Below are 17,250 nucleotides of genomic sequence, written 5' to 3' on the forward strand. Positions count from 1 at the left end.
GAAGGCCCGTCGACCCGCGCGACGGACGACTCGAGTCGTAGCCTGCCTGAACAAGTTCGCCGTCTGGGAGGGATGGATGCGGCTTGCGTCATTCGCCGCCGTCGTGACGTTGTGGTTCACTGCAAATAATGCCATGACAGGTCAGCAGCAGGCTCAGACAAGCCAATGGCAAGCTCAGCTTGCAGCACAGAGTCAGGAGGAGACAGCCCTGGCCAACGCCTACGGCCAACTATCATCCGGGAACGCAGTCACGCGGGCCGCCGTGATCCAGAAATTTGCCCACCTCGAGTCCGAGATTCCCGGGGAACGGCAACACATCAACACCCTCGTTCGCAATTACCTCTGGGATGGCCTGCAGCCGAACAGGTGCACGCCGGGCGAGGAGATTCCCGTGGACGTCAAAGCGGCATTCGCGAGTACTTACGACGACTTCAGGATCATCGATTTCAACGACGGTGCCGATTGGGCCACCCTGGATTGCATGAAAAGGACGTCCGCCGACACACTGGAAGTGAAATGGCGAAACATGACCCTGAAAGGCCAGTCCGGCTACGCCGAGGACTACTCGGCCACACTGCATATCGACAAGAACGTGTTGGGATTCGGCAAAACAAGGTTGTTCCTGTCGTGCAGCTGCTACGAGCTGAATTATTTCTCAACGAGAGGGGGAGTTGGCGCCATGATTTTGACAAAGACCGATCCTGACGCGACAGAACCATATCAGGCGAACCTCGACCGCAGCTGATCGACCGCGGCCCGTGCGGCGGCGCCGATCGCGTGGTCGATGTCCGGGCGCCGCAGCGTCTCGGACCCGCCCGTCGTGAACACCGCCAGCGCGTACGCGGTGCCGTCCGGGTACGTTGCGACGCCGATTTCGTTGCGGATTCCCGGCATCGTGCCCGTCTTGCCCGCCACCGCGACCTCCGGCGGGAATCCCGCGGTCAGCCGGTGCCAGCTGACCTGTGCGGACATCCACTCGCGGACCGGCGCGGCCACCTCGTCCGCCCAGAGCGCCGCCAGCAGCGCCGTCATCTCGCGCGGTGTGGTCGCGGATGTCCGCAGCGGATCCAGGGCCCGCGGTGGGCGGCCCGCCGCGGTGTCCTCGATGATCGTGCGCAGCACGTCCCGTGGGGCACCGATCACCGAAGTCCGCGTGAGACCCAGTTCGGCCAGCAGCGACCGGACGTTGTCCACGCCGACGCGGTCGAACAGCAGGTCCGCGGCGGTGTTGTCGGACACCGTCAGCGCCAGCAGGGCCGCGTCGCGGAGACTGTAGGAAACGTCGTCCGCGAACCCCGCCGATCCGGTGCCGCCCAGGCGGTCCGCCGCGGACGCCTGCACCCGGTCGGCCGGATCCAGCAGCCCGGCCGCGACCTGCCGGGCGAATTCGTACGCCAGGGGCACCTTCACCACCGACGCCAGCACCACCGGCGAGTCGGCGTCCACGCCCACCGCATCGGCGGAACCGAGCCGGCGGGCGTGCAGGAAGCCCCGCACGCCCGCCGCTTCGAAGAACCCGGAAAGACTCACACGGTCATGATGGACCGCAGCCGCCCGACCTCCGCCATCCGGCGCTCGGCGAGGCGGTCGGCCGCCGTGGCCGGGGGTACGCCGTCCGTCTCGGCCAGTGCGAACACCGCCTTCGTCGTGTCGAAGATGGCCGTCGTCTTGCGCTTCGCGCGCTCGAAGTCGAAGCCGTGGCGCTCGTCGTCGACCTGGATCACGCCGCCCGCGTTCACCAGGTAGTCCGGGGCGTACAGGACGCCGCGGTCGGCGAGCTGCTTGTCGATGCCCGCGTGGGCGAGCTGGTTGTTCGCCGCGCCGCAGACGATGCGGGCGCCGAGCACCGGCACCGTTTCGTCGTTGAGGACACCGCCCAGCGCACACGGCGCGAAGACGTCCAGCTCGGCGCGCAGCAGGGTGTCCACATCGGACGCCACCTGCACGGACGGGTAGCTCTCGAGCGTGCGGGCGATCGCCGGCGCGTAGACGTCGGTGATCGTCACCTGCGCGCCCGCCTCCACGAGGTGCCCGACGAGGATGTGGCCGACCTTGCCGACCCCCGCGACGCCGACGCGCTTGCCGGCCAGGTCCGGGCTGCCCCAGACGTGCTCGGCCGAGGCCCGCATGCCCTGGAAGACGCCGAACGCGGTGAGCACGGACGAGTCGCCCGCGCCGCCGTCCTCGGGCGAGCGGCCGGTGACGTACCGGCACTCGCGGGCCACGACGTCCATGTCCTGCACGTACGTGCCCACGTCGCACGCCGTGATGTAGCGGCCGCCCAGGGACTGCACGAAACGCCCGTACGCGCGCAGCAGCGCTTCGGACTTGAGCGTTTTCGGGTCGCCGAGGATGACGGCCTTGCCGCCGCCGAGGTCGAGCCCGGCCAGCGCGTTCTTGTACGCCATGCCCTTGGACAGCGCGAGGACGTCGTCGAGCGCGTCGGCTTCGGTGGCGTAGGGGTGGAAGCGCGTCCCGCCCAGGGCGGGGCCGAGCGCGGTGGAGTAGATGCCGATGATGGCCTGGAGGCCGCTGGCCTGGTCGTGGCAGTACACGACCTGTTCGTGCCCGGTGCCCCGGGCGAACACTCCTTCGGTCACGGGTGGTGACTCCTTTGTCATCCGCGCCCGGTTTCGTGGCCGGGACGCGCGTGAGGGTGGCCGGGAACCGGCGCCGGGCGGAGGTCGTCCGCCACTCGGCCGGGTCCCGGCACCAACCTAGATCTTCACCGTCCGCCGGACCAGTGCAGGTCCCGCCATACGGACCGGTAGCACGGGAAACAGGGGCCCCTGACTCAGCCGCGCACCACCGTGGCGAGGGTGCCCATCGCCGTCTCCAGCTGGGTGTCGGAGAGGTACGGCGCGGGGCCGAAGCGCAGGTGGGAGCCGCGGCTGTCGGTGCGGACGCCGTGGGCGGCCAGTGCCGTCTGCAGCCCGGCGGCGTCGGCGCAGCGCAGCGAGAGGAACCCGCCGAGCATCCCGAGCGGCGTTTCGCGGTCGCGGGTGACGACGTCCTCCGGCAACCCGAGCTTGTCGAACACCTCCGCGAGCAGGCCCACCTGGTGCTGGGACACCTCGCGCAGGAACTCCGGGGTGAGCCCGTGCTCGGCGAAGAACCGCTGGACCCGGACGCCGCGGTAGTGACTGACCGGGTCGTAGGTGGCGCCGGCGAACCGGTCGCCGCCGGTGGCGTACGGGACGGCGCTGGGGTGGCGCTCGTCGGCGAGGGCGCCGAACTCGGCGTACCAGCCGGTGATCACCGGCCGCAGCTCCTGGGCGTGCGCGGGCAGCCGCAGGAAGCAGTTGCCCTCGCCGAGCTGCAGGTACTTGTAGCCGCCGCCGAGCACCCAGGCGTTGGTGAGCCCGAGGTCGTGCAGCGGGAACGGGACGACGCCGAGCGCGTGGTAGGCGTCGACGACGAGCTCGATCGACCGGCCGCGGCAGACGTCGGCGAGGTGCGCCAGGCCGGGGACCAGCCTCGACGTCTCGAACAGCACGGCCGAGACGAGCACGGCGGCGGTGTTGCCGTCGACCTCGCCGGCGACCCGCTCGGCGAGCGTCGTCACCGGCTCGAGCGGCACCCGGACCACCTCGACGCCCTCCTCTTCGAGGCGGGCGAGCTGACGGCGGAGGGTGTGGAACTCGCCGTCGGTGGTGACCAGGCGCGGCCGCCGCGGCAGTTCCATCGCCGAGAGGAAGCGCAGCACCAGGTCGTGGGTGCTCGCGCCGAGCGCGTACTCGCCGTGCGGGTCGCCGAGCAGCAGGCGGAAGCCCGCGCGCAGCTGATCCGCCTTCGCGAAGGCGCGCTCCCACTTGCCGTCGGCGTCCCAGGCGGCGTCCGCGAAGGACTCCAGGAGCCCCTCCTCGGCGACGTCCGGCCAGGCCTGGTGCGAGTGCCCGGAGAGCAGGAGGCGGTCGGCCACCGCGAACCGGGTGTAGTGCGCGGCGAGGCTGTTGGCGTCCGCGCGCAGGTCGTCCAAAGTGGTCACAGTCGGCTCCGTACGGCCCAGAGATCCGGGAACATCGGCTGGAAAAGCGTGGTACGCAGGTAAGTCGCGCCGGATGATCCTCCCGTCCCGGTCTTGTCGCCGATGGTGCGTTCGACCATCTTCACGTGCCGGTAGCGCCACTCCTGCATCCCTTCGTCGAGATCCACCAGACATTCGGCGACGACCGAGGGTCCCCCGTCGTCGCTGTACACGTCCAGCAATATCGCCTGCAGGGCCGGGGACGGCTCCACCGGTCGAGTGACGTCTCGGTCACACTCGACCGCGTAGCCAGAAACCTTGAGGTACGCGAGAAAAGAGTCGAACAAGGACGGTCGCGCCATCGCTTCGGCAATGCGTTTCCGCTGCTCGCCGTCCTCGGGGTAGTGCGCGAACACGCGCTCGTCGCGACGGCCGAGCACCGCCTCCAGCTCGCGGAACTGGGCCGACTGGAAGCCGCTCGAAGCGTCCAAACGGGCGCGGAAACTGGTGAACTGGCTGGGCGTCATGGTTTCCAGCACGTCGATCTGCGCGACCGCGACCTTGAGGATGGTCAGGATCCGGCGCAGGGTCCGGATCGCGTGCGCGGTGCTGCCCTTTTCCAGGTTCGCCTGGAGGAAGGCGGCTTCGTGCAGGATCTGCTTGAACCACAGCTCGTACACCTGGTGGATCACGATGAACAGCAGCTCGTCGTGCTCGTCGGAACGCAGGCGCTGCGCGTTCAGCACTTCGTCGAGCCCGAGGTACGAGGTGTAGCTCAGGGCTTCCTGGGTCGCTGGGCTGGGTTCGGTCATCCCTTGGTCACCTCGTCGAAATGGCGCTGAGCGGGCTGCGCGAGCGCGGTGTACAGATCGTGGAACAGCTCGACCGCCGCGGCCCGGCGGTCCGGGGACGGCACCAGGACGGCGGGCAGTTCCGGGTCGAGCGACGGGAACATGCGGAAGGTGTGCACCAGGCGGGTGCGCACCTCGAAGGCCTCGGCGTCGGAAATCTCCTTCCCCGCGTACCCGCCGAACTGGCCGACGAACGCGGCGTACCGCGCGGCCAGGTCGTCGAGGTCCCAGGCCCGGCCGGCGAACCGGCGGACGTCGAGGGCGGCCGACGGGCGGCCGAGCAGGAGCCCGGCGTGCTCGGTGACGTCGAGTTCGCCGAGCAGGGCGAGGACCTCGGCCTCGCGGTCGTGCGGGGCGATCCAGGTGCCGTCGGAGTACGGCCCGAACCCGAGGAACCGCAGCCGCCGGACCAGGCGTTCCCTGGCCTGGCGGCGGCTCTCCGGGATGCTCTGCCACAGCACGGTCCACTCGCCCGCGGCGCGCTCGCGGCGGCCGAGGGAGAAGATCCGCTGGTCGCCGTCGGCGAGCAGGGCGATGGTGCGCCGGGTCAGCGAGTAGTGCACGGTTCGGCCTTCGCGGTGGCGCTGCAGCAGGCCGCGGCGCACCAGGCGGGTGAGCGCGATCCGGGCGGCGCCGTCGGAGAAGCCCAGCTCGGCGAGCACCGCGACCAGCCCACCCGACCACACCCGGCGGGTCTCGCGCGGGTGCACGTAGCTGCCCAGCAACGTCACGACCAGCTCCTGAGGGCCGGTTTCGAAGGCATCGGCAGTCACGGGCGCAACTCTATACACCTCAGGCCGCTGCGGTGTAGCTTGATTTGCGTGACGTACTTCGCGGACCTCACCTCGCGGCAGGTGGCGGCGCTGCCGGACGCCGACCGCGTGCCGGTGCTGCTGCTGCCGCTGGGCGCGATCGAGCCGCACGGCCCGCACGCGCCGCTGGGCACGGACCCGCTGATCTCGCGCGGGATGTGCGAGCGCGCGGCTTCCCGCCTGGCCGCCGATTCCGAGGTGCACGTCCTGGTCCTGCCCGAAGTCCCCTACGGCGTGACGCGGTTCGCGGCCGGGTTCGCCGGCGGTGTCCACATCGGCGAAGAGACGCTGCACTCGCTGCTCGTGGACATCGGGTCCGCGCTGATCGGCCAGCGGTTCCGGCGGATCCTGCTGGTCAACAACCACTTCGAGCCCGCCCACCTGGTCACCCTGCGGCGCGCGGTGGAGACGCTGAACTTCGCCTACGACGGGCGCACCGCCCTGCTCGACCTGGTCCGGCGGCGGCACGCGGAACGGCTGACCGACGAGTTCCGGTCCGGCGAGTGCCACGCCGGGCGGTACGAGACGTCGCTGGTGCTCGCCGACCGGCCCGAGCTCGTGGACCAGGCCTTGATGCGGACGTTGCCGCACGTACCCGTGAGCCTTGCTTCGGCGCCCGAAGACGGCGGCTTCCTCGCCATGGGGATGGCGGACGCCTACTGCGGCCGGCCCGCCGAGGCGACCGCGGAAGAGGGCGCGGAAACCTTCTCGACGTTGACCGACCTGCTGGTGGAAGCGATCCGGGAGCTGGCCCGTGAGTGAGCCGTTCAACCTCGCCACGCACTTCCTCGACCGGCACGTGGCTTCCGGCCGGGGTGACCGGACCGCGCTGTACGTCGGGGACCGTGCGATCAGCTACGCGGCGCTGGCGGCGCTGGCGAACCGCGTCGGGAACGTGCTGCTCGACGCCGGTGTCCGCCGGGGACAGCGGGTGCTGCTGGCGCTGAGCGACGGCGACGAGTTCGTCGCGGCCTGGTACGGCGCGCAGAAGATCGGCGCGGTCACCGCCGAGGTCTACCCGTTCCTGCAGCCCAAGGACTACGCGTACTACCTCGGCTACACCGAGGCCGTGGTGGTGCTCGCGGACGCCGGCACGCTGCCCGCGCTGCGCGAAGCGGGGGCCCGGAACCTCCTGGTGACCGGCGTCCCCGCGGCGGAGCTGCGCCCCGGTGAACGTCCTTTCCGGACACTCGTCGATGCGGCCCCGGACACCCTCGAAGCGGCACCGACCACTGTGGACGACATCGGGATCTGGAAGTTCACCACCGGCAGCACCGGCGCGCCCAAGGCGTGCGTGCACCCCTTGCGCAGTCCGCTGGAGAGCTTCGAGCGGTACGCCGTCCAGGTGCTCGGCCTGCGGGAGGACGACAAGGTCCTGGCCGTGCCGAAGTTGTTCTTCGGCTACGCGCGTGATCTGGTGGCGCTGTTCCCGTTCGGCGTCGGCGCCGCGGGCATCGCGTTCCCCGAACGCAGCACCGCGGACCTGGTGTTCGAGCTGATCGCCCGCCATCGGCCGACTGTTCTGGTCAACGTGCCGACGATGATGAGCGCGATGGTCGCCCACCCGGCCGCTGCGGAGCAGGACCTGAGCTGCCTGCGGATGGCGACATCGGCGGGCGAGGCGCTGCCGCCGGAGCTGCACCGCCGGTGGGACGCGGCCTTCGGCGTGCCGGTGGTGGACGGGATCGGGTCGTCCGAGGCGTACCACATCTACCTGTCGAACCGGCCCGGGCGAGCTCGCGCCGGCACGCTGGGCACGGAGGTGCCGGGGTACACCGCGCAGGTCGTCGACGAACTCGGGGAACCGTTGCCGGACGGGGAAATCGGGCCGCTGCGGGTGACCGGGCCGACGATCGCCCTGGAGTACCACGGCGATCCGGAGAAGTCGGCGCGGACGTTCGACGGCGACACGCTCACCTCCGGTGATCTCTTCAGCCGCGATCCGGACGGGTGTTTCCGCCACCACGGCCGCGCGGACGCGCTGCTCAAGGTCGGCGGCGTGTTCGTCGCGCCCGGCGAGGTCGAGGACTGCCTGCTCGGCCACGCCGCCGTGGTCGACTGCGCGGTGGTCGGGCACGCGGTCGACGGCCTGGTCGTCCCGCGCGCGTACGTCGTGGTGCGGTCCCCGGTGTCGGCCGACGAGCTCAAGAACCACGCGAAAGCCCACCTGGCCAAGCACAAGTACCCCCGCGAGGTGGTCTTCGTGCCGGAACTCCCCCGCACCGCCAACGGGAAGCTCGACCGGCGCGCCCTGGCGGCCCGCCCGTGAGCCGCCTGGTCGTGGTCACCGGTGGCACCCGCGGCATCGGCGCGGCGATCGCCGACCGGTTCCGGGCGGCCGGGGACACCGTGCTGGCGCCGGGCCGCGCGGACTGCGACGTCACCTCCGAGGAAGCCGTGGCCGAGTACTTCGCTTCGGCGGGCCCGGTGGACGTGCTGGTCAACAACGCCGGCATTTCCTCCAGCGCCCCGGTTTCCCGGACTTCGCTGGCCGACTGGCAGGCGCAGTTCGAGGTGAACGCAACCGGAGCTTTCCTTTGCACGCGCGCGGTGCTGGACGGCATGCGCTCGCGCGACCGCGGCCGGATCGTCACGGTGGCATCGACGGCTTCGCACGTCGGCTACCGCTACACGGCGGGGTACACGGCGTCGAAGCACGCGGCGGTGGGCTTCATGCGCGCGGTGGCGGCGGAGCTGGCCGGCACCGGCGTGACGGCGAACGCGGTGTGCCCGGCGTTCGTCCGCACGGACATGACGGCGACTTCGGTGGAGCGGATCGTCTCCCGCTCCGGACGGTCCACTTCGGACGCGGAAGCGGCCCTGGCGGCGGCGTCCCCGCTCGGCCGGCTGCTGGAGCCGGCGGAAGTGGCGTTCGCGGTGTCCTTCCTGGCGGCCCCGGAAGCGGCCGCGATCAACGGCCAGACCCTCGTACTCGACGGCGGAGGAATCCAGTCATGAGCCCGTTCCGTGCCACTGCCCCGCTGACTCGCGAGTGGGAGCACTTCGCGTTCGCCGTGTCCGACGGGGTGGCCACGGTGACGTTCACGCGTCCTTCGAAGCTCAACGCGCTGACGTTCGACGTGTACGCGGACCTGCGGGACCTGGTCATCGAGCTGCCGCAGCACGAGGACGTCCGGGTGCTGGTGATCACGGGCGAAGGCCGCGGGTTCTGCTCGGGCGGCGACGTCGAGGAGATCATCGGCGAGCTGCAGAAGTTCGAAACGGCCGAGCTGCTGGAGTTCACCCGCATGACGGGCGCGGTGGTGAAGGCCCTGCGCGAGTGCCCGATCCCGGTGATCGCGGCGGTGAACGGAGTGGCGGCGGGCGCGGGCTCGGTGATCGCGCTGGCCAGCGACTTCCGGCTGCTGGCGGAGTCGGCGAAGTTCGCGTTCCTGTTCACGAAGGTGGGCTTGGCCGGGGCGGACATGGGATCGGCGTACCTCTTGCCGCGGCTGGTCGGCCTGGGCCGCGCGACGGAGCTGCTGATGCTGGGCGACAAGGTATCGGCGGCGCGGGCTTCGGAGATCGGGCTGGCTTCGCAGGTGGTCCCCGACGCGTCGCTGGCTTCGGAGGCTTCGGCGTTGGCGCGGCGGCTGGCGGACGGCCCGGCGCTGGCATACGCGACGACGAAGGTGCTGCTGACCCGCGAGCTGGACATGGACCTGGGCAGCGCGATCGAGCTGGAGGCGATCACCCAGGCGCTGCTGATGACGGCGAAGGACCACAAGGAGTTCTACGCGGCCTGGACCGCGGGGCGGGAGCCGCGCTGGACGGGCCGCTGAGCCCGCTCAGGGCGCGCCGCCTCAGCGTCACCCGGCGGCCGGCGTCACCGCGACCGCCGACTCCTCCAGCGAGCCGAAGTAGAGCTGCCCCTGCCACTCGCGGACGCCCACCAGCATGTGGAACCCGTCGATCTCGCCGCGCAGCTCGCGCACGACCTTCCCGTCCGGCGCGACCCCCAGGACACCCACCTCACGCCCCGGGCTGGGCTGCAGCGACGCCGGCAACCGGCGAACCCCCGCCCGCAGGAAGGCCGGGAGCCGGCGCACCACGTCCAGCGCCGCCACCTTCGGGGACGCCTGGGTGATCCAGATCAGGCCGTCCGTGCCCGTCGAGATGTTGTCCGGGAAGCCCCACAGGCCGTCGGCGAGGACGTCGGACCGGCCGTCTTCCAGCCACACCCGGGACACGCGGAACGCGCCGGTCTCCGCGACCGCGACGAACGACTCGTCCGGGGCCAGCGCGACGCCGTTGGCGAACTGGAGGCCGTCCAGGAGCAGGTCGATCCTGCCGTCCGGGGTGCGGCGCAGCAGGCGGCCGCCCGCCGTCTGCTCGATCAGGTCGTCGCGCCAGTTGTCGATGCCGAAGCGGCGGGAGGAATCCGTGAAGTAGACCGTCCCGTCGGACGCCACCGCCGCGTTGTTGCAGAACACGAAGTCCAGGCCCAGCGCCGAAGTGGCCAGCACCGAGGGCGAACCGCCCGCCAGCGGGACCACCAGCAGGCCGGCCCGCGCGTCGCAGACCAGCAGCTCGTCTTCGCCGTACAGCTCCAGCCCGAGCGGGCGGCCGCCGGTGTCGGCGACGACGTCGATGCGCCGGCCGTCCGGCGACAGGCGCAGGATCCGGCCGTCGTCGACGCCGGTGTAGATCCGGCCCTCGGCGTCGACCACGACGTCCTCCGGGCCGTGGCCGTTCACCGGGTGCAGCGTGACCTCGCCGAACCGCATCGGTGCCTCCTAGCGATAGGTGAGCAACGAGGCCGCGTCCGCCTCGAAGTGCGGGTGCTCGTTGAAGGACAGCATCGTGACGCCGCCGCGGCCGGACACCAGCTTGGTGATCCCGCCGTTGACCGTGACGCGGTTGAGCTTGAGCAGCCCGGCTTCGGGCGTCCCCAGCAGGGCACCGCAGATCGTCGCGATCACGCCGCCGGAGGTGAACACCACCGCGTGCTCCCCCTTGCCCAGCGACGCCACGAGGTCGGCCAGCGCTTCCCGGCACCGCGCGAGGAACGCCGGCCAGGTCTCGGCGCACGGGCCGTCGGCACCCGCCGACGTCCACGCCGTCAGGGCCGCGTCCAGGACACCCTGGTAGGCCCGCGAATCCTCCTGCGGCGCCCCGCCGGCGTGGTGCAGCGCGATGTCGACGTGGTCGTACTCGTTCCAGCGCGGGTCCTCGGCCACCGGGACGTCGCTGCCGAGCACCTTCAGCGCCGTCGCCGCGGTGTCCCGCTGCCGGGCCAGCGAGCCGGACCGGACCTGGCTGAAGACCACCCCGCGCCGCAGCAGCTCCGCGCCGACCACAGTGGACTGTTCGAAGCCGCGCGGGGACAGCGCGTCGTAGTCCGCCGCGCCGAAGGACGCCTGTCCGTGCCGGACCAGGTAGATCGCGCCCACTACACGCTCCCCTTCGCGATGATCTCGCGGCAGCGCCAGTCGAGGTAGTTGACGAACTGCCAGAAGTCCTTGAACGCCGGGTTGCGAGTGGCGCCGTCACTGAAGCGGCGGTACAGCTGCTGCAGCACCGCGGCGAGCCGGAACAGGCCGTAGACCTCGTAGAACCGCCAGTCGCCGATCGCCAGCCCGGTCTTCTCGGCGTAGCGCGCGACGAACTCCTCGCGGGTGAACATGCCGGGCAGGTGGGTCGGCTGGCGGCGGCTCGTGTGCATGACGCCGTCGTCGCCGGCCTGGACCCAGTAGGCCAGCATGCTGCCCAGCTCCATCAGCGGGTCGCCGAGGGTGGCCATCTCCCAGTCGAGGACGCCGGTGATGGTGAGCGTCGCCGGGCCGTCCAAGACGAGGTTGTCGAGCCGGTAGTCGTTGTGGATCAAGCAGATCCTGACCTCGCCGGGCTGGTTCGCGGCCAGCCACGCGCGCACCTCGGCGAAGTCGCCGACGTTGTCCGTGCGCGCCGCCACGTACCGCTCCGACCAGCCGCGGATCTGCCGCTCGACGTACCCGGCGCCCTTGCCGAGGTCGGCCAGGCCGGCCTTCTCGACATCGACGGCGTGCAGGTCGACCAGCCGGTCGACGACCTTGCCGGACAGCTCGCGTGCCTGCTCCGGCGTCAGCGTCATCCCCGGCGGCAGGTCGCCGCGCAGGATCAGGCCGTCCAGCTTCTCCATGACGTAGAAGTCGCCGCCGAGCACGGCCGGGTCGTCGCCGAACGCCACCATCCGCGGCACGTACGGGAACACCGGCTTCAGCGCGTGCTGGACGCGGTACTCGCGCCGCATGTCGTGCGCGGACGCCGCTTTGTGCCCGGCGGGCGGGCGGCGCAGGATCAGTTCGCGGTCCGGGTACGTCAGCAGGTAGGTCAGGTTGGACGCGCCGCCGGGGAACTGCCGGACGTGCGGCGGCTCGTCGCCGAGGCCCTCGACCTTCGCGCTCAGCCAGGCGTGCACCGCGCCCGCGTCGAAGGCGTCCTCCGCGCGGACCTCGACCGGGGCGTTCACGCGAACTTCCGCAGCAGCGCGGCCGGCACCACGCGCATGACGACGCTCAGCGGCACCCACGGCCACGCCGGGACGTAGGCCCGGGCGCGCTCGGCCTCGATCGCCTTGGCCAGCGCGCGAGCGCCGGTGCCGGCCTTGGCCAGCAACGGGTTCCGGCCGATCCGGTCGTTCATCTCCGATTCGATGTAGCCGGGCCGCACGTCGGTGACGGCGATGCCCTGGCGCTTCAGCTCGATCCGGGTGCCGTCGACGAACGCCGAAATCCCGGCCTTCGACGCGGCGTACGCGGTCAGCTTGCCCGGGAACGGGCGAAGGGCGCTGAACGAGGAGATGACGGCGAGGTGGCCGGCGCCCTGCTCACGGAAGATCCCCGCGGCGGCCTCGATCTGGGCGGCAGCCGCGACGAAGTTGACCTCGAGGGTCTGGCGGTTGGCGTCGAACCGGCCGGTGCCGACCCGCTGCCCCTTCCCGAGCCCGGCGTTCACAATCACCCGGTCGAGGGACCCGAGGTCGGCCCGGAACTCCTCGAAGACGGCGAACACGCGGTCGTGGTCGGTGACGTCGAGGGTGCGCGTGACGACCTTGATCCCCGGGTGCGCCGCGGTCAGCTCGGCGGCCAGCTTCTCGAGCCGTTCGGTGCGCCGGGCGCACAGCGCGAGGTTGCGCCCCTTCGCCGCGAACTGGCGGGCCATGCCTTCGCCCAGCCCGCTGCTCGCGCCGGTGATGAGGATGTTCTGCCGGAGGACCATGGGGGGAGCCTACCCGCTGGTAACAAGACCGGTGGCCCGGCGCTGGGGGCGTCGCCGGGCCACCGGTCATCGCGCGGTCACCTCGGCCGGTCGCACAACTCGGCCGGGTGAACCGGAGCCGGAACCGCTCGCGCGGCCGGTCGCACCTGCGCCCGGGTGGGCCGTGAGGGGGAGGCGGTGCCACCGGCGCAGGCAAGTCATACAAGCGCGTCGGCCCAGGCCGGGGCAATGGTTCACAGTTGCCAGTACTAGCCCGTTCGCCCGAGTGGCGGCCCCGGCGGCACGGCCGAAGAGGGGGGCGGAGACCGCGTGGAAAACTGCTAACGTGCTCCGTGTCGGGGATCGTCGGGGGACGGCATGGGGCGGGTCGGGATTTCAGCGATGGCGGGCAGCACGGTGGGTGACGGCCAGGAGAACGGGCGCACCGAATTCGCCATCCGGCTGCGCGCGGCCATCGCCACCAGCGGCCTCTCGCTCGACCGGATCCAGGCGCGGCTGCGGGCCCGCGGCGTCGTCGTCAGCGTGACAGCCCTCAGTTATTGGCAATCGGGCAAGAGACAGCCGGAGCGGCAGAGCTCGCTTTCGGCGGTGCGCACGCTGGAAGAAATCCTCGACGTCCCCGCCGGTTCCCTGCTCGGGCTGCTGCCCCCGCCCCGCCCCCGCGGCGGCGCCGGCAAGCGCCAGGCCGGCGGCGAGCCGTTGTCGTTCCCGCGCGAGGTGCTGCAGCCGTTGCTGGAGAAGGTGGGCGCGCCGCACGCGCTCGACCGCCAGCAGCCGCTGAAGATGGTCGGCCTGCACGACCTGTGCGAGATCGCCGAGGACGGCGGCCAGCGCGCGGTGACGGCCCGCGCGGTGTTCCAGTCGGCCGCGGACGGCCAGGACCGCTGGCTGCTGGTGTACACCCAGGACGACCCGGCGGCGGGCGTCCCGGAGCTGCACGCGGTGCGCAACTGCCGGATCGGCCGCGCGGAGATCGACGAGGCCCACGGCCTCCTCGTCACGGAACTTCTGTTCGACCAGCCGATCAACCGCGGCGAGACGCACTTGATCGAGTACACGCTGACCAATAGCGGCCCGCCGTACCCCGAGTGCCGCAACACGCACTACCGCGAGTTCCGCCGCCCGGTGCGGGAGTACTTGCTGGAGGTCCGCTTCGCGCGCGGGACGGCACCGGAGCGTTGCTGGCAGTACTCGCGCAACGGGGCGGACGGGACGTTGGCACGGCGGGCGTTGAAGCTGGACGGGGCGGACGGCGTGCACGCGGTGACGTTCGACTTCGGGCCGGGGGTCTTCGGCATCGACTGGGACTGACTTCAGCCCAGGCGAGCCGCCGCGAGGGTGGCCAGTTCGGTGCGGTTCGCGATCCCCAGCTTCGCGTAGACGTGCGCCAGGTGCGTCTTCACCGTGCCGCGGCTCATGAACAGCCGCGCCCCGATCTCCGGGTTGGTGCACCCCTCCGCCGCCAGCTTCACCACCTCCAGCTCCGTCGGCGTCAGACTTCCCCAGCCGCTCGACGGGCGGCCGCGCGAGCCCCGGGTCCGGCGGACGAACGCGACCACGTCGTCGAGGGCCATCGGCGGTTCGGAGGTCACCAGCTCCGCCTGCTCGAACGGACGCCGCGGAACGCCCAGCTCGGCCCGGGCCTGCGAAGCCGACGCGAACACCCGCGCGGCGTCGGCCTCCCGGCCACTGCGCGCGAACAACGCCGTCAGCGCGTCCAGGCTCGCCAGGACCCCCAGCCGGAGGCCGTGGTCGAGGCGGAGGCTCAGCGCTTCGTAGTGCAGTTCGGCTGCCTGCGCCGGCTCCGCCAGGTGCCCCTGCTCGTCCAGGGCGTCCGCCAACGGCGACGGCAGCGACCAGCGCCGAGCGAGCTCGACGGCGGTGTCCAGGACCTCCGCGGCCTCGTCGAGCCGGCCGAGCCGACGCAGAAGCGCCCCGCGTTCCGGCAGTCCCTGCGCCGCCATGTACGTCCCGGGCACGGCCTCGCGCTCGAACCAGCGCAACGCCTCCTCGAACTCGCCCCGCCGCCAATGCAGCTGCCCCAGCACATTCGCCATCCCCGGCACGAAGACGTCGCCCGCCGTCTCGAGCAGCCGCAGGAACGGCTCCATCACCCGGAACCCGGCGTCGACATCGCCGGCCGCGCAGTGCACCTGCGCCAAGCGGCACAACGTCGTGTTGACGCGGTGGAAGTCCCTCAGCGGTGCGGCGACGTCGACGGCTTGCAGCGCAAGCGAACGCGCCCTCGGCAGGTCCGCCGCCGCCAGCGCGCTCGCCGACTGCACACTGAGGACGGTCGAGGCGAGCCCGCGGTCGCCGCGCCGGAGGAGCCCCTGAGCCGCCTCGGCGAGCAGGGGCGCCGCTTCGTCGTGGCGGTCGCGGATGGTCCGGATGATTCCGCGCAGCATCAACGCGCTGTCCCGCGCGAAACCGTCGGCCTCCTGGCCGGCTTCGACGGCGAGGTCCCAGGCGGTGTCCAAATCCGTGTACAGGTGACCGAGTGCCGTCAGGGCGAGGCATCGCGCGCGCAGGTCCGCTTCGCCGAGTTCGGTGGCCAGGTCCAGGCCCTGCCGGGCCGCTTCGACGTCGAACGGCGCGGTCGTGTCCGCCACGAGCCCCATCCCGGTCAGCAGCCGGGCCTGCACCGGCGTCCGGTCGTCCGGGCAGCGGGCCACCGCGCGCCTGAGGTACGCCAGGCCCTCGTGGCCGCGGCCGTGCAGATTCCACAGCCACGCGACGGCGGCCGCGAGCCGGCGGCCCCGCGCGGGATCTTCCTGCGCCAGCCCCCATTCCAACGCCGCGCGCAGGTTGTCGCGCTCGGGCTCCACCCGGGCCCGCCAGGCGTCCTTGTCGCGGTCGAGGTCGGGCTCGGCGGCTTCGGCCAGGGCCAGGTAGTGGTCGAGGTGGCGGTCGCGGACGGCGTCGGTCTCCCCCGCCTCGGCCAGCCGGGCGGCCGCGTACTCGCGGAGCGTTTCCAGCAGCCGGTAGCGGCCGTCTTCGGCCAGGACCAAGGACTTGTCGACGAGCCGGCCGAGCGCGGGCAGCACCGCCGGGCCGCCCGCCGCAGCCAAGGTGAACCCGCCGGCGAACACCGCGAGCCGCCGGAACACCGCCCGGTCCTGCGCGTCGAGCTGGTCGTGGCTCCACGCGATCGAGCCCTCGAGGGTCCGCTGCCGCGCCGGCACCCCGCGCGGGCCACGCGTCAGCAAAGCGAACCGGTCGTCGAGGCCGGCGTCGATCTGGTGCGGGGTCAGCGTTCCCAGCCACGCGGCGGCCAGTTCGACGGCCAGGGGGATGCCGTCGAGCCGGGTGCAGATCGAGCGGACGGCGGCCGCGCTGGAGGCGTCCAGGGTGAACAGCGGCCGGACCGCGCCCGCGCGCTCGACGAACAGCGCGACGGCGTCGTCGACGGCCAGCGGCGGCACCCGCCACACCGTCTCCCCCGGCACGTCCAGCGGCTCCCGGCTGGTCGTCAGCACCGCGACCTCGGGGCAGGACCGCAGCAGCTCGACCGCGACCTTGGCGGCGCCGTCGAGGACGTGCTCGCAGTTGTCGAGGCAGAGCAGCACCCGCCGGTCGCGCAGGTGCGTCGCGACCGAACGGGCGGCCCCGATTTGGGGTTCCACCGGCACGCCGAGCGTCGCGGCGACCCGCTCGGCGACGTCGGTGACGGCGTCGAGCTCCACCCACCAGACACCGTCGGGCCACTCGCCCCCGGCCGCGACCTGGGCGGCCAGCCGCGTCTTGCCGCTGCCACCGGGGCCGGAGAGGGTCACCAGGCGCGTGCCGGCGAGCAGCCGCCGGACTTCGGCGACCTCGGTGTCGCGGCCGACGAAGCCGGTCAGCTGCACCGGGAGGTTGTTCGGGACGGCGTCGAGCGAGCGCAAGGGCCCGGGTGTCCCGCCGAGCTCGAAGACGCGCTCGGGCGCGGTGAGGTCCGGCAGGCGGTGGACGCCGAGGTCGTGCAGCGGCACGGCGTCCCCGAGACCCGCCGCGGCGCGGGCCGACACGAGGATGCGGCCCTCGTCCGCCAGCGCGCGCAGCTGTTCGCAGCGGCGCACGGCCGGGCCGGTGGGCGTGCCGTCGTCGCGGATCAGCACGTCGCCGGTGTGCACCGCCGCCGGGCCGCCGGTCAGCGCCGCGAGCGCCTCGGCCGGGGTCGTGAAGACGGCCGGGGCGGCGTCGCCGGCGCAGAGGATCGTGACCGTGCCCGCCGGGAGGAGTTTCGTCGCAGTCATGACCCGGCCAGTCTGCCAGCGGATCTCGGCCAGGTGGCCGATGTTGCGCACGGGCGCGCCTGCGACCGTCGGATCGTGGAGACGTTCGAGGAGCTGCTACCACGTCAAGTTCGCCTTCGCCCGCGCCGACGAGGTCGTCAAGGAAATCCGCTACGACCGCGTGATCGGCTGCACGGGCTTCC

Annotated in this window: 17 protein-coding genes; 7 read left to right on the forward strand and 10 right to left on the reverse strand. The window is 72.0% G+C overall.

Annotation, left to right across the window (positions count from 1 at the left end):
* Window positions 1-76: 76 nt before the first annotated feature.
* On the forward strand, window positions 77-745 hold the full coding sequence (locus tag ACWEVN_RS18000; RefSeq protein WP_452051968.1) for a hypothetical protein: 669 nt from the start codon (window positions 77-79) through the stop codon (window positions 743-745).
* Here the strand turns inward: ACWEVN_RS18000 and ACWEVN_RS18005 are convergent.
* The 5 genes from ACWEVN_RS18005 to ACWEVN_RS18025 form a co-directional block, all read right to left on the reverse strand.
* Window positions 721-1,530, reverse strand: a complete 810-nt coding sequence (locus tag ACWEVN_RS18005; RefSeq protein WP_452051969.1) for a serine hydrolase — start codon at window positions 1,528-1,530, stop codon at window positions 721-723. The two genes, ACWEVN_RS18000 and ACWEVN_RS18005, sit on opposite strands and share 25 nt — an antisense overlap.
* A complete protein-coding gene (locus tag ACWEVN_RS18010) occupies window positions 1,527-2,600 on the reverse strand; it encodes a Glu/Leu/Phe/Val dehydrogenase dimerization domain-containing protein (protein ID WP_449686080.1) in 1,074 nt (357 codons plus the stop codon). Before ACWEVN_RS18010 ends, ACWEVN_RS18005 begins: the two co-directional genes overlap by 4 nt.
* A gap of 194 nt (window positions 2,601-2,794) precedes the next feature.
* Complete coding sequence (locus ACWEVN_RS18015; protein WP_452051970.1) at window positions 2,795-3,988, reverse strand: kynureninase; 1,194 nt, start codon at window positions 3,986-3,988, stop codon at window positions 2,795-2,797.
* Window positions 3,985-4,779 (reverse strand): tryptophan 2,3-dioxygenase, encoded by a 795-nt coding sequence (locus tag ACWEVN_RS18020; protein ID WP_449686082.1) that lies wholly within the window; start codon window positions 4,777-4,779, stop codon window positions 3,985-3,987. The genes ACWEVN_RS18015 and ACWEVN_RS18020 overlap by 4 nt, the downstream gene beginning before the upstream one ends.
* On the reverse strand, window positions 4,776-5,591 hold the full coding sequence (locus tag ACWEVN_RS18025) for a PaaX family transcriptional regulator (RefSeq protein WP_452051971.1): 816 nt from the start codon (window positions 5,589-5,591) through the stop codon (window positions 4,776-4,778). The genes ACWEVN_RS18020 and ACWEVN_RS18025 overlap by 4 nt, the downstream gene beginning before the upstream one ends.
* A gap of 48 nt (window positions 5,592-5,639) precedes the next feature.
* On the opposite strand from ACWEVN_RS18025, the gene ACWEVN_RS18030 reads away from it, so the two are divergent.
* From ACWEVN_RS18030 to ACWEVN_RS18045, 4 genes are read left to right on the forward strand one after another with little or no spacing between them, the layout of a single operon-like run.
* Window positions 5,640-6,392: a creatininase family protein gene (locus ACWEVN_RS18030; protein WP_449686084.1), complete on the forward strand. Its 753-nt coding sequence runs from the start codon at window positions 5,640-5,642 to the stop codon at window positions 6,390-6,392.
* Entirely contained in the window at window positions 6,385-7,899 is a 1,515-nt protein-coding gene (locus ACWEVN_RS18035) for a benzoate-CoA ligase family protein (protein ID WP_452051972.1), read from the forward strand. The genes ACWEVN_RS18030 and ACWEVN_RS18035 overlap by 8 nt, the downstream gene beginning before the upstream one ends.
* Complete coding sequence (locus ACWEVN_RS18040) at window positions 7,896-8,588, forward strand: SDR family NAD(P)-dependent oxidoreductase (RefSeq protein WP_452051973.1); 693 nt, start codon at window positions 7,896-7,898, stop codon at window positions 8,586-8,588. The genes ACWEVN_RS18035 and ACWEVN_RS18040 overlap by 4 nt, the downstream gene beginning before the upstream one ends.
* A complete protein-coding gene (locus tag ACWEVN_RS18045) occupies window positions 8,585-9,412 on the forward strand; it encodes an enoyl-CoA hydratase family protein (protein ID WP_452051974.1) in 828 nt (275 codons plus the stop codon). The genes ACWEVN_RS18040 and ACWEVN_RS18045 overlap by 4 nt, the downstream gene beginning before the upstream one ends.
* 27 nt (window positions 9,413-9,439) lie before the next feature.
* Here ACWEVN_RS18045 and ACWEVN_RS18050 read toward each other — a convergent pair whose 3' ends face one another.
* Genes ACWEVN_RS18050 through ACWEVN_RS18065 form a run of 4 tightly spaced genes read right to left on the reverse strand, consistent with a single transcriptional unit; the run spans window position 9,440 to window position 12,830 of the window.
* A complete protein-coding gene (locus ACWEVN_RS18050; protein WP_452051975.1) occupies window positions 9,440-10,357 on the reverse strand; it encodes an SMP-30/gluconolactonase/LRE family protein in 918 nt (305 codons plus the stop codon).
* Window positions 10,358-10,366: 9 nt separating this feature from the next.
* The gene (locus tag ACWEVN_RS18055) at window positions 10,367-11,023 is read right to left on the reverse strand and encodes a histidine phosphatase family protein (protein WP_449686089.1); all 657 of its coding nucleotides are present in this window, start codon (window positions 11,021-11,023) and stop codon (window positions 10,367-10,369) included.
* On the reverse strand, window positions 11,023-12,081 hold the full coding sequence (locus tag ACWEVN_RS18060; RefSeq protein ID WP_452051976.1) for a phosphotransferase family protein: 1,059 nt from the start codon (window positions 12,079-12,081) through the stop codon (window positions 11,023-11,025). Before ACWEVN_RS18060 ends, ACWEVN_RS18055 begins: the two co-directional genes overlap by 1 nt.
* Complete coding sequence (locus ACWEVN_RS18065) at window positions 12,078-12,830, reverse strand: SDR family oxidoreductase (RefSeq protein WP_452051977.1); 753 nt, start codon at window positions 12,828-12,830, stop codon at window positions 12,078-12,080. The genes ACWEVN_RS18060 and ACWEVN_RS18065 overlap by 4 nt, the downstream gene beginning before the upstream one ends.
* 381 nt (window positions 12,831-13,211) lie before the next feature.
* Between ACWEVN_RS18065 and ACWEVN_RS18070 the strand changes: the two genes are divergently transcribed.
* Window positions 13,212-14,141, forward strand: coding sequence for a hypothetical protein (locus tag ACWEVN_RS18070; protein ID WP_310971287.1), 930 nt, complete (start codon window positions 13,212-13,214; stop codon window positions 14,139-14,141).
* Window positions 14,142-14,143: 2 nt separating this feature from the next.
* Here the strand turns inward: ACWEVN_RS18070 and ACWEVN_RS18075 are convergent, their stop codons facing one another.
* Entirely contained in the window at window positions 14,144-17,068 is a 2,925-nt protein-coding gene (locus ACWEVN_RS18075) for a helix-turn-helix transcriptional regulator (protein ID WP_452051978.1), read from the reverse strand.
* Here ACWEVN_RS18075 and ACWEVN_RS18080 point away from each other — a divergent pair.
* Window positions 17,067-17,250 (forward strand): hypothetical protein (locus ACWEVN_RS18080; protein WP_452051979.1); only part of this gene is annotated, 184 nt, incomplete at its 3' end. The genes ACWEVN_RS18075 and ACWEVN_RS18080 overlap by 2 nt on opposite strands.

The organism is Amycolatopsis sp. NPDC003861 (genome assembly GCF_053605405.1).

What these genes read in the sequence shown, in the direction of transcription:
- ACWEVN_RS18075 (WP_452051978.1), bottom strand. Translation starts at nt 17,068, where the DNA reads ATGACTGCGACGAAACTCCTCCCGGCGGGCACGGTCACGATCCTCTGC.
- ACWEVN_RS18000 (WP_452051968.1), top strand. Translation starts at nt 77, where the DNA reads ATGCGGCTTGCGTCATTCGCCGCCGTCGTGACGTTGTGGTTCACTGCA.
- ACWEVN_RS18020 (WP_449686082.1), bottom strand. Translation starts at nt 4,779, where the DNA reads ATGACCGAACCCAGCCCAGCGACCCAGGAAGCCCTGAGCTACACCTCG.
- ACWEVN_RS18050 (WP_452051975.1), bottom strand. Translation starts at nt 10,357, where the DNA reads ATGCGGTTCGGCGAGGTCACGCTGCACCCGGTGAACGGCCACGGCCCG.
- ACWEVN_RS18065 (WP_452051977.1), bottom strand. Translation starts at nt 12,830, where the DNA reads ATGGTCCTCCGGCAGAACATCCTCATCACCGGCGCGAGCAGCGGGCTG.
- ACWEVN_RS18070 (WP_310971287.1), top strand. Translation starts at nt 13,212, where the DNA reads ATGGCGGGCAGCACGGTGGGTGACGGCCAGGAGAACGGGCGCACCGAA.
- ACWEVN_RS18045 (WP_452051974.1), top strand. Translation starts at nt 8,585, where the DNA reads ATGAGCCCGTTCCGTGCCACTGCCCCGCTGACTCGCGAGTGGGAGCAC.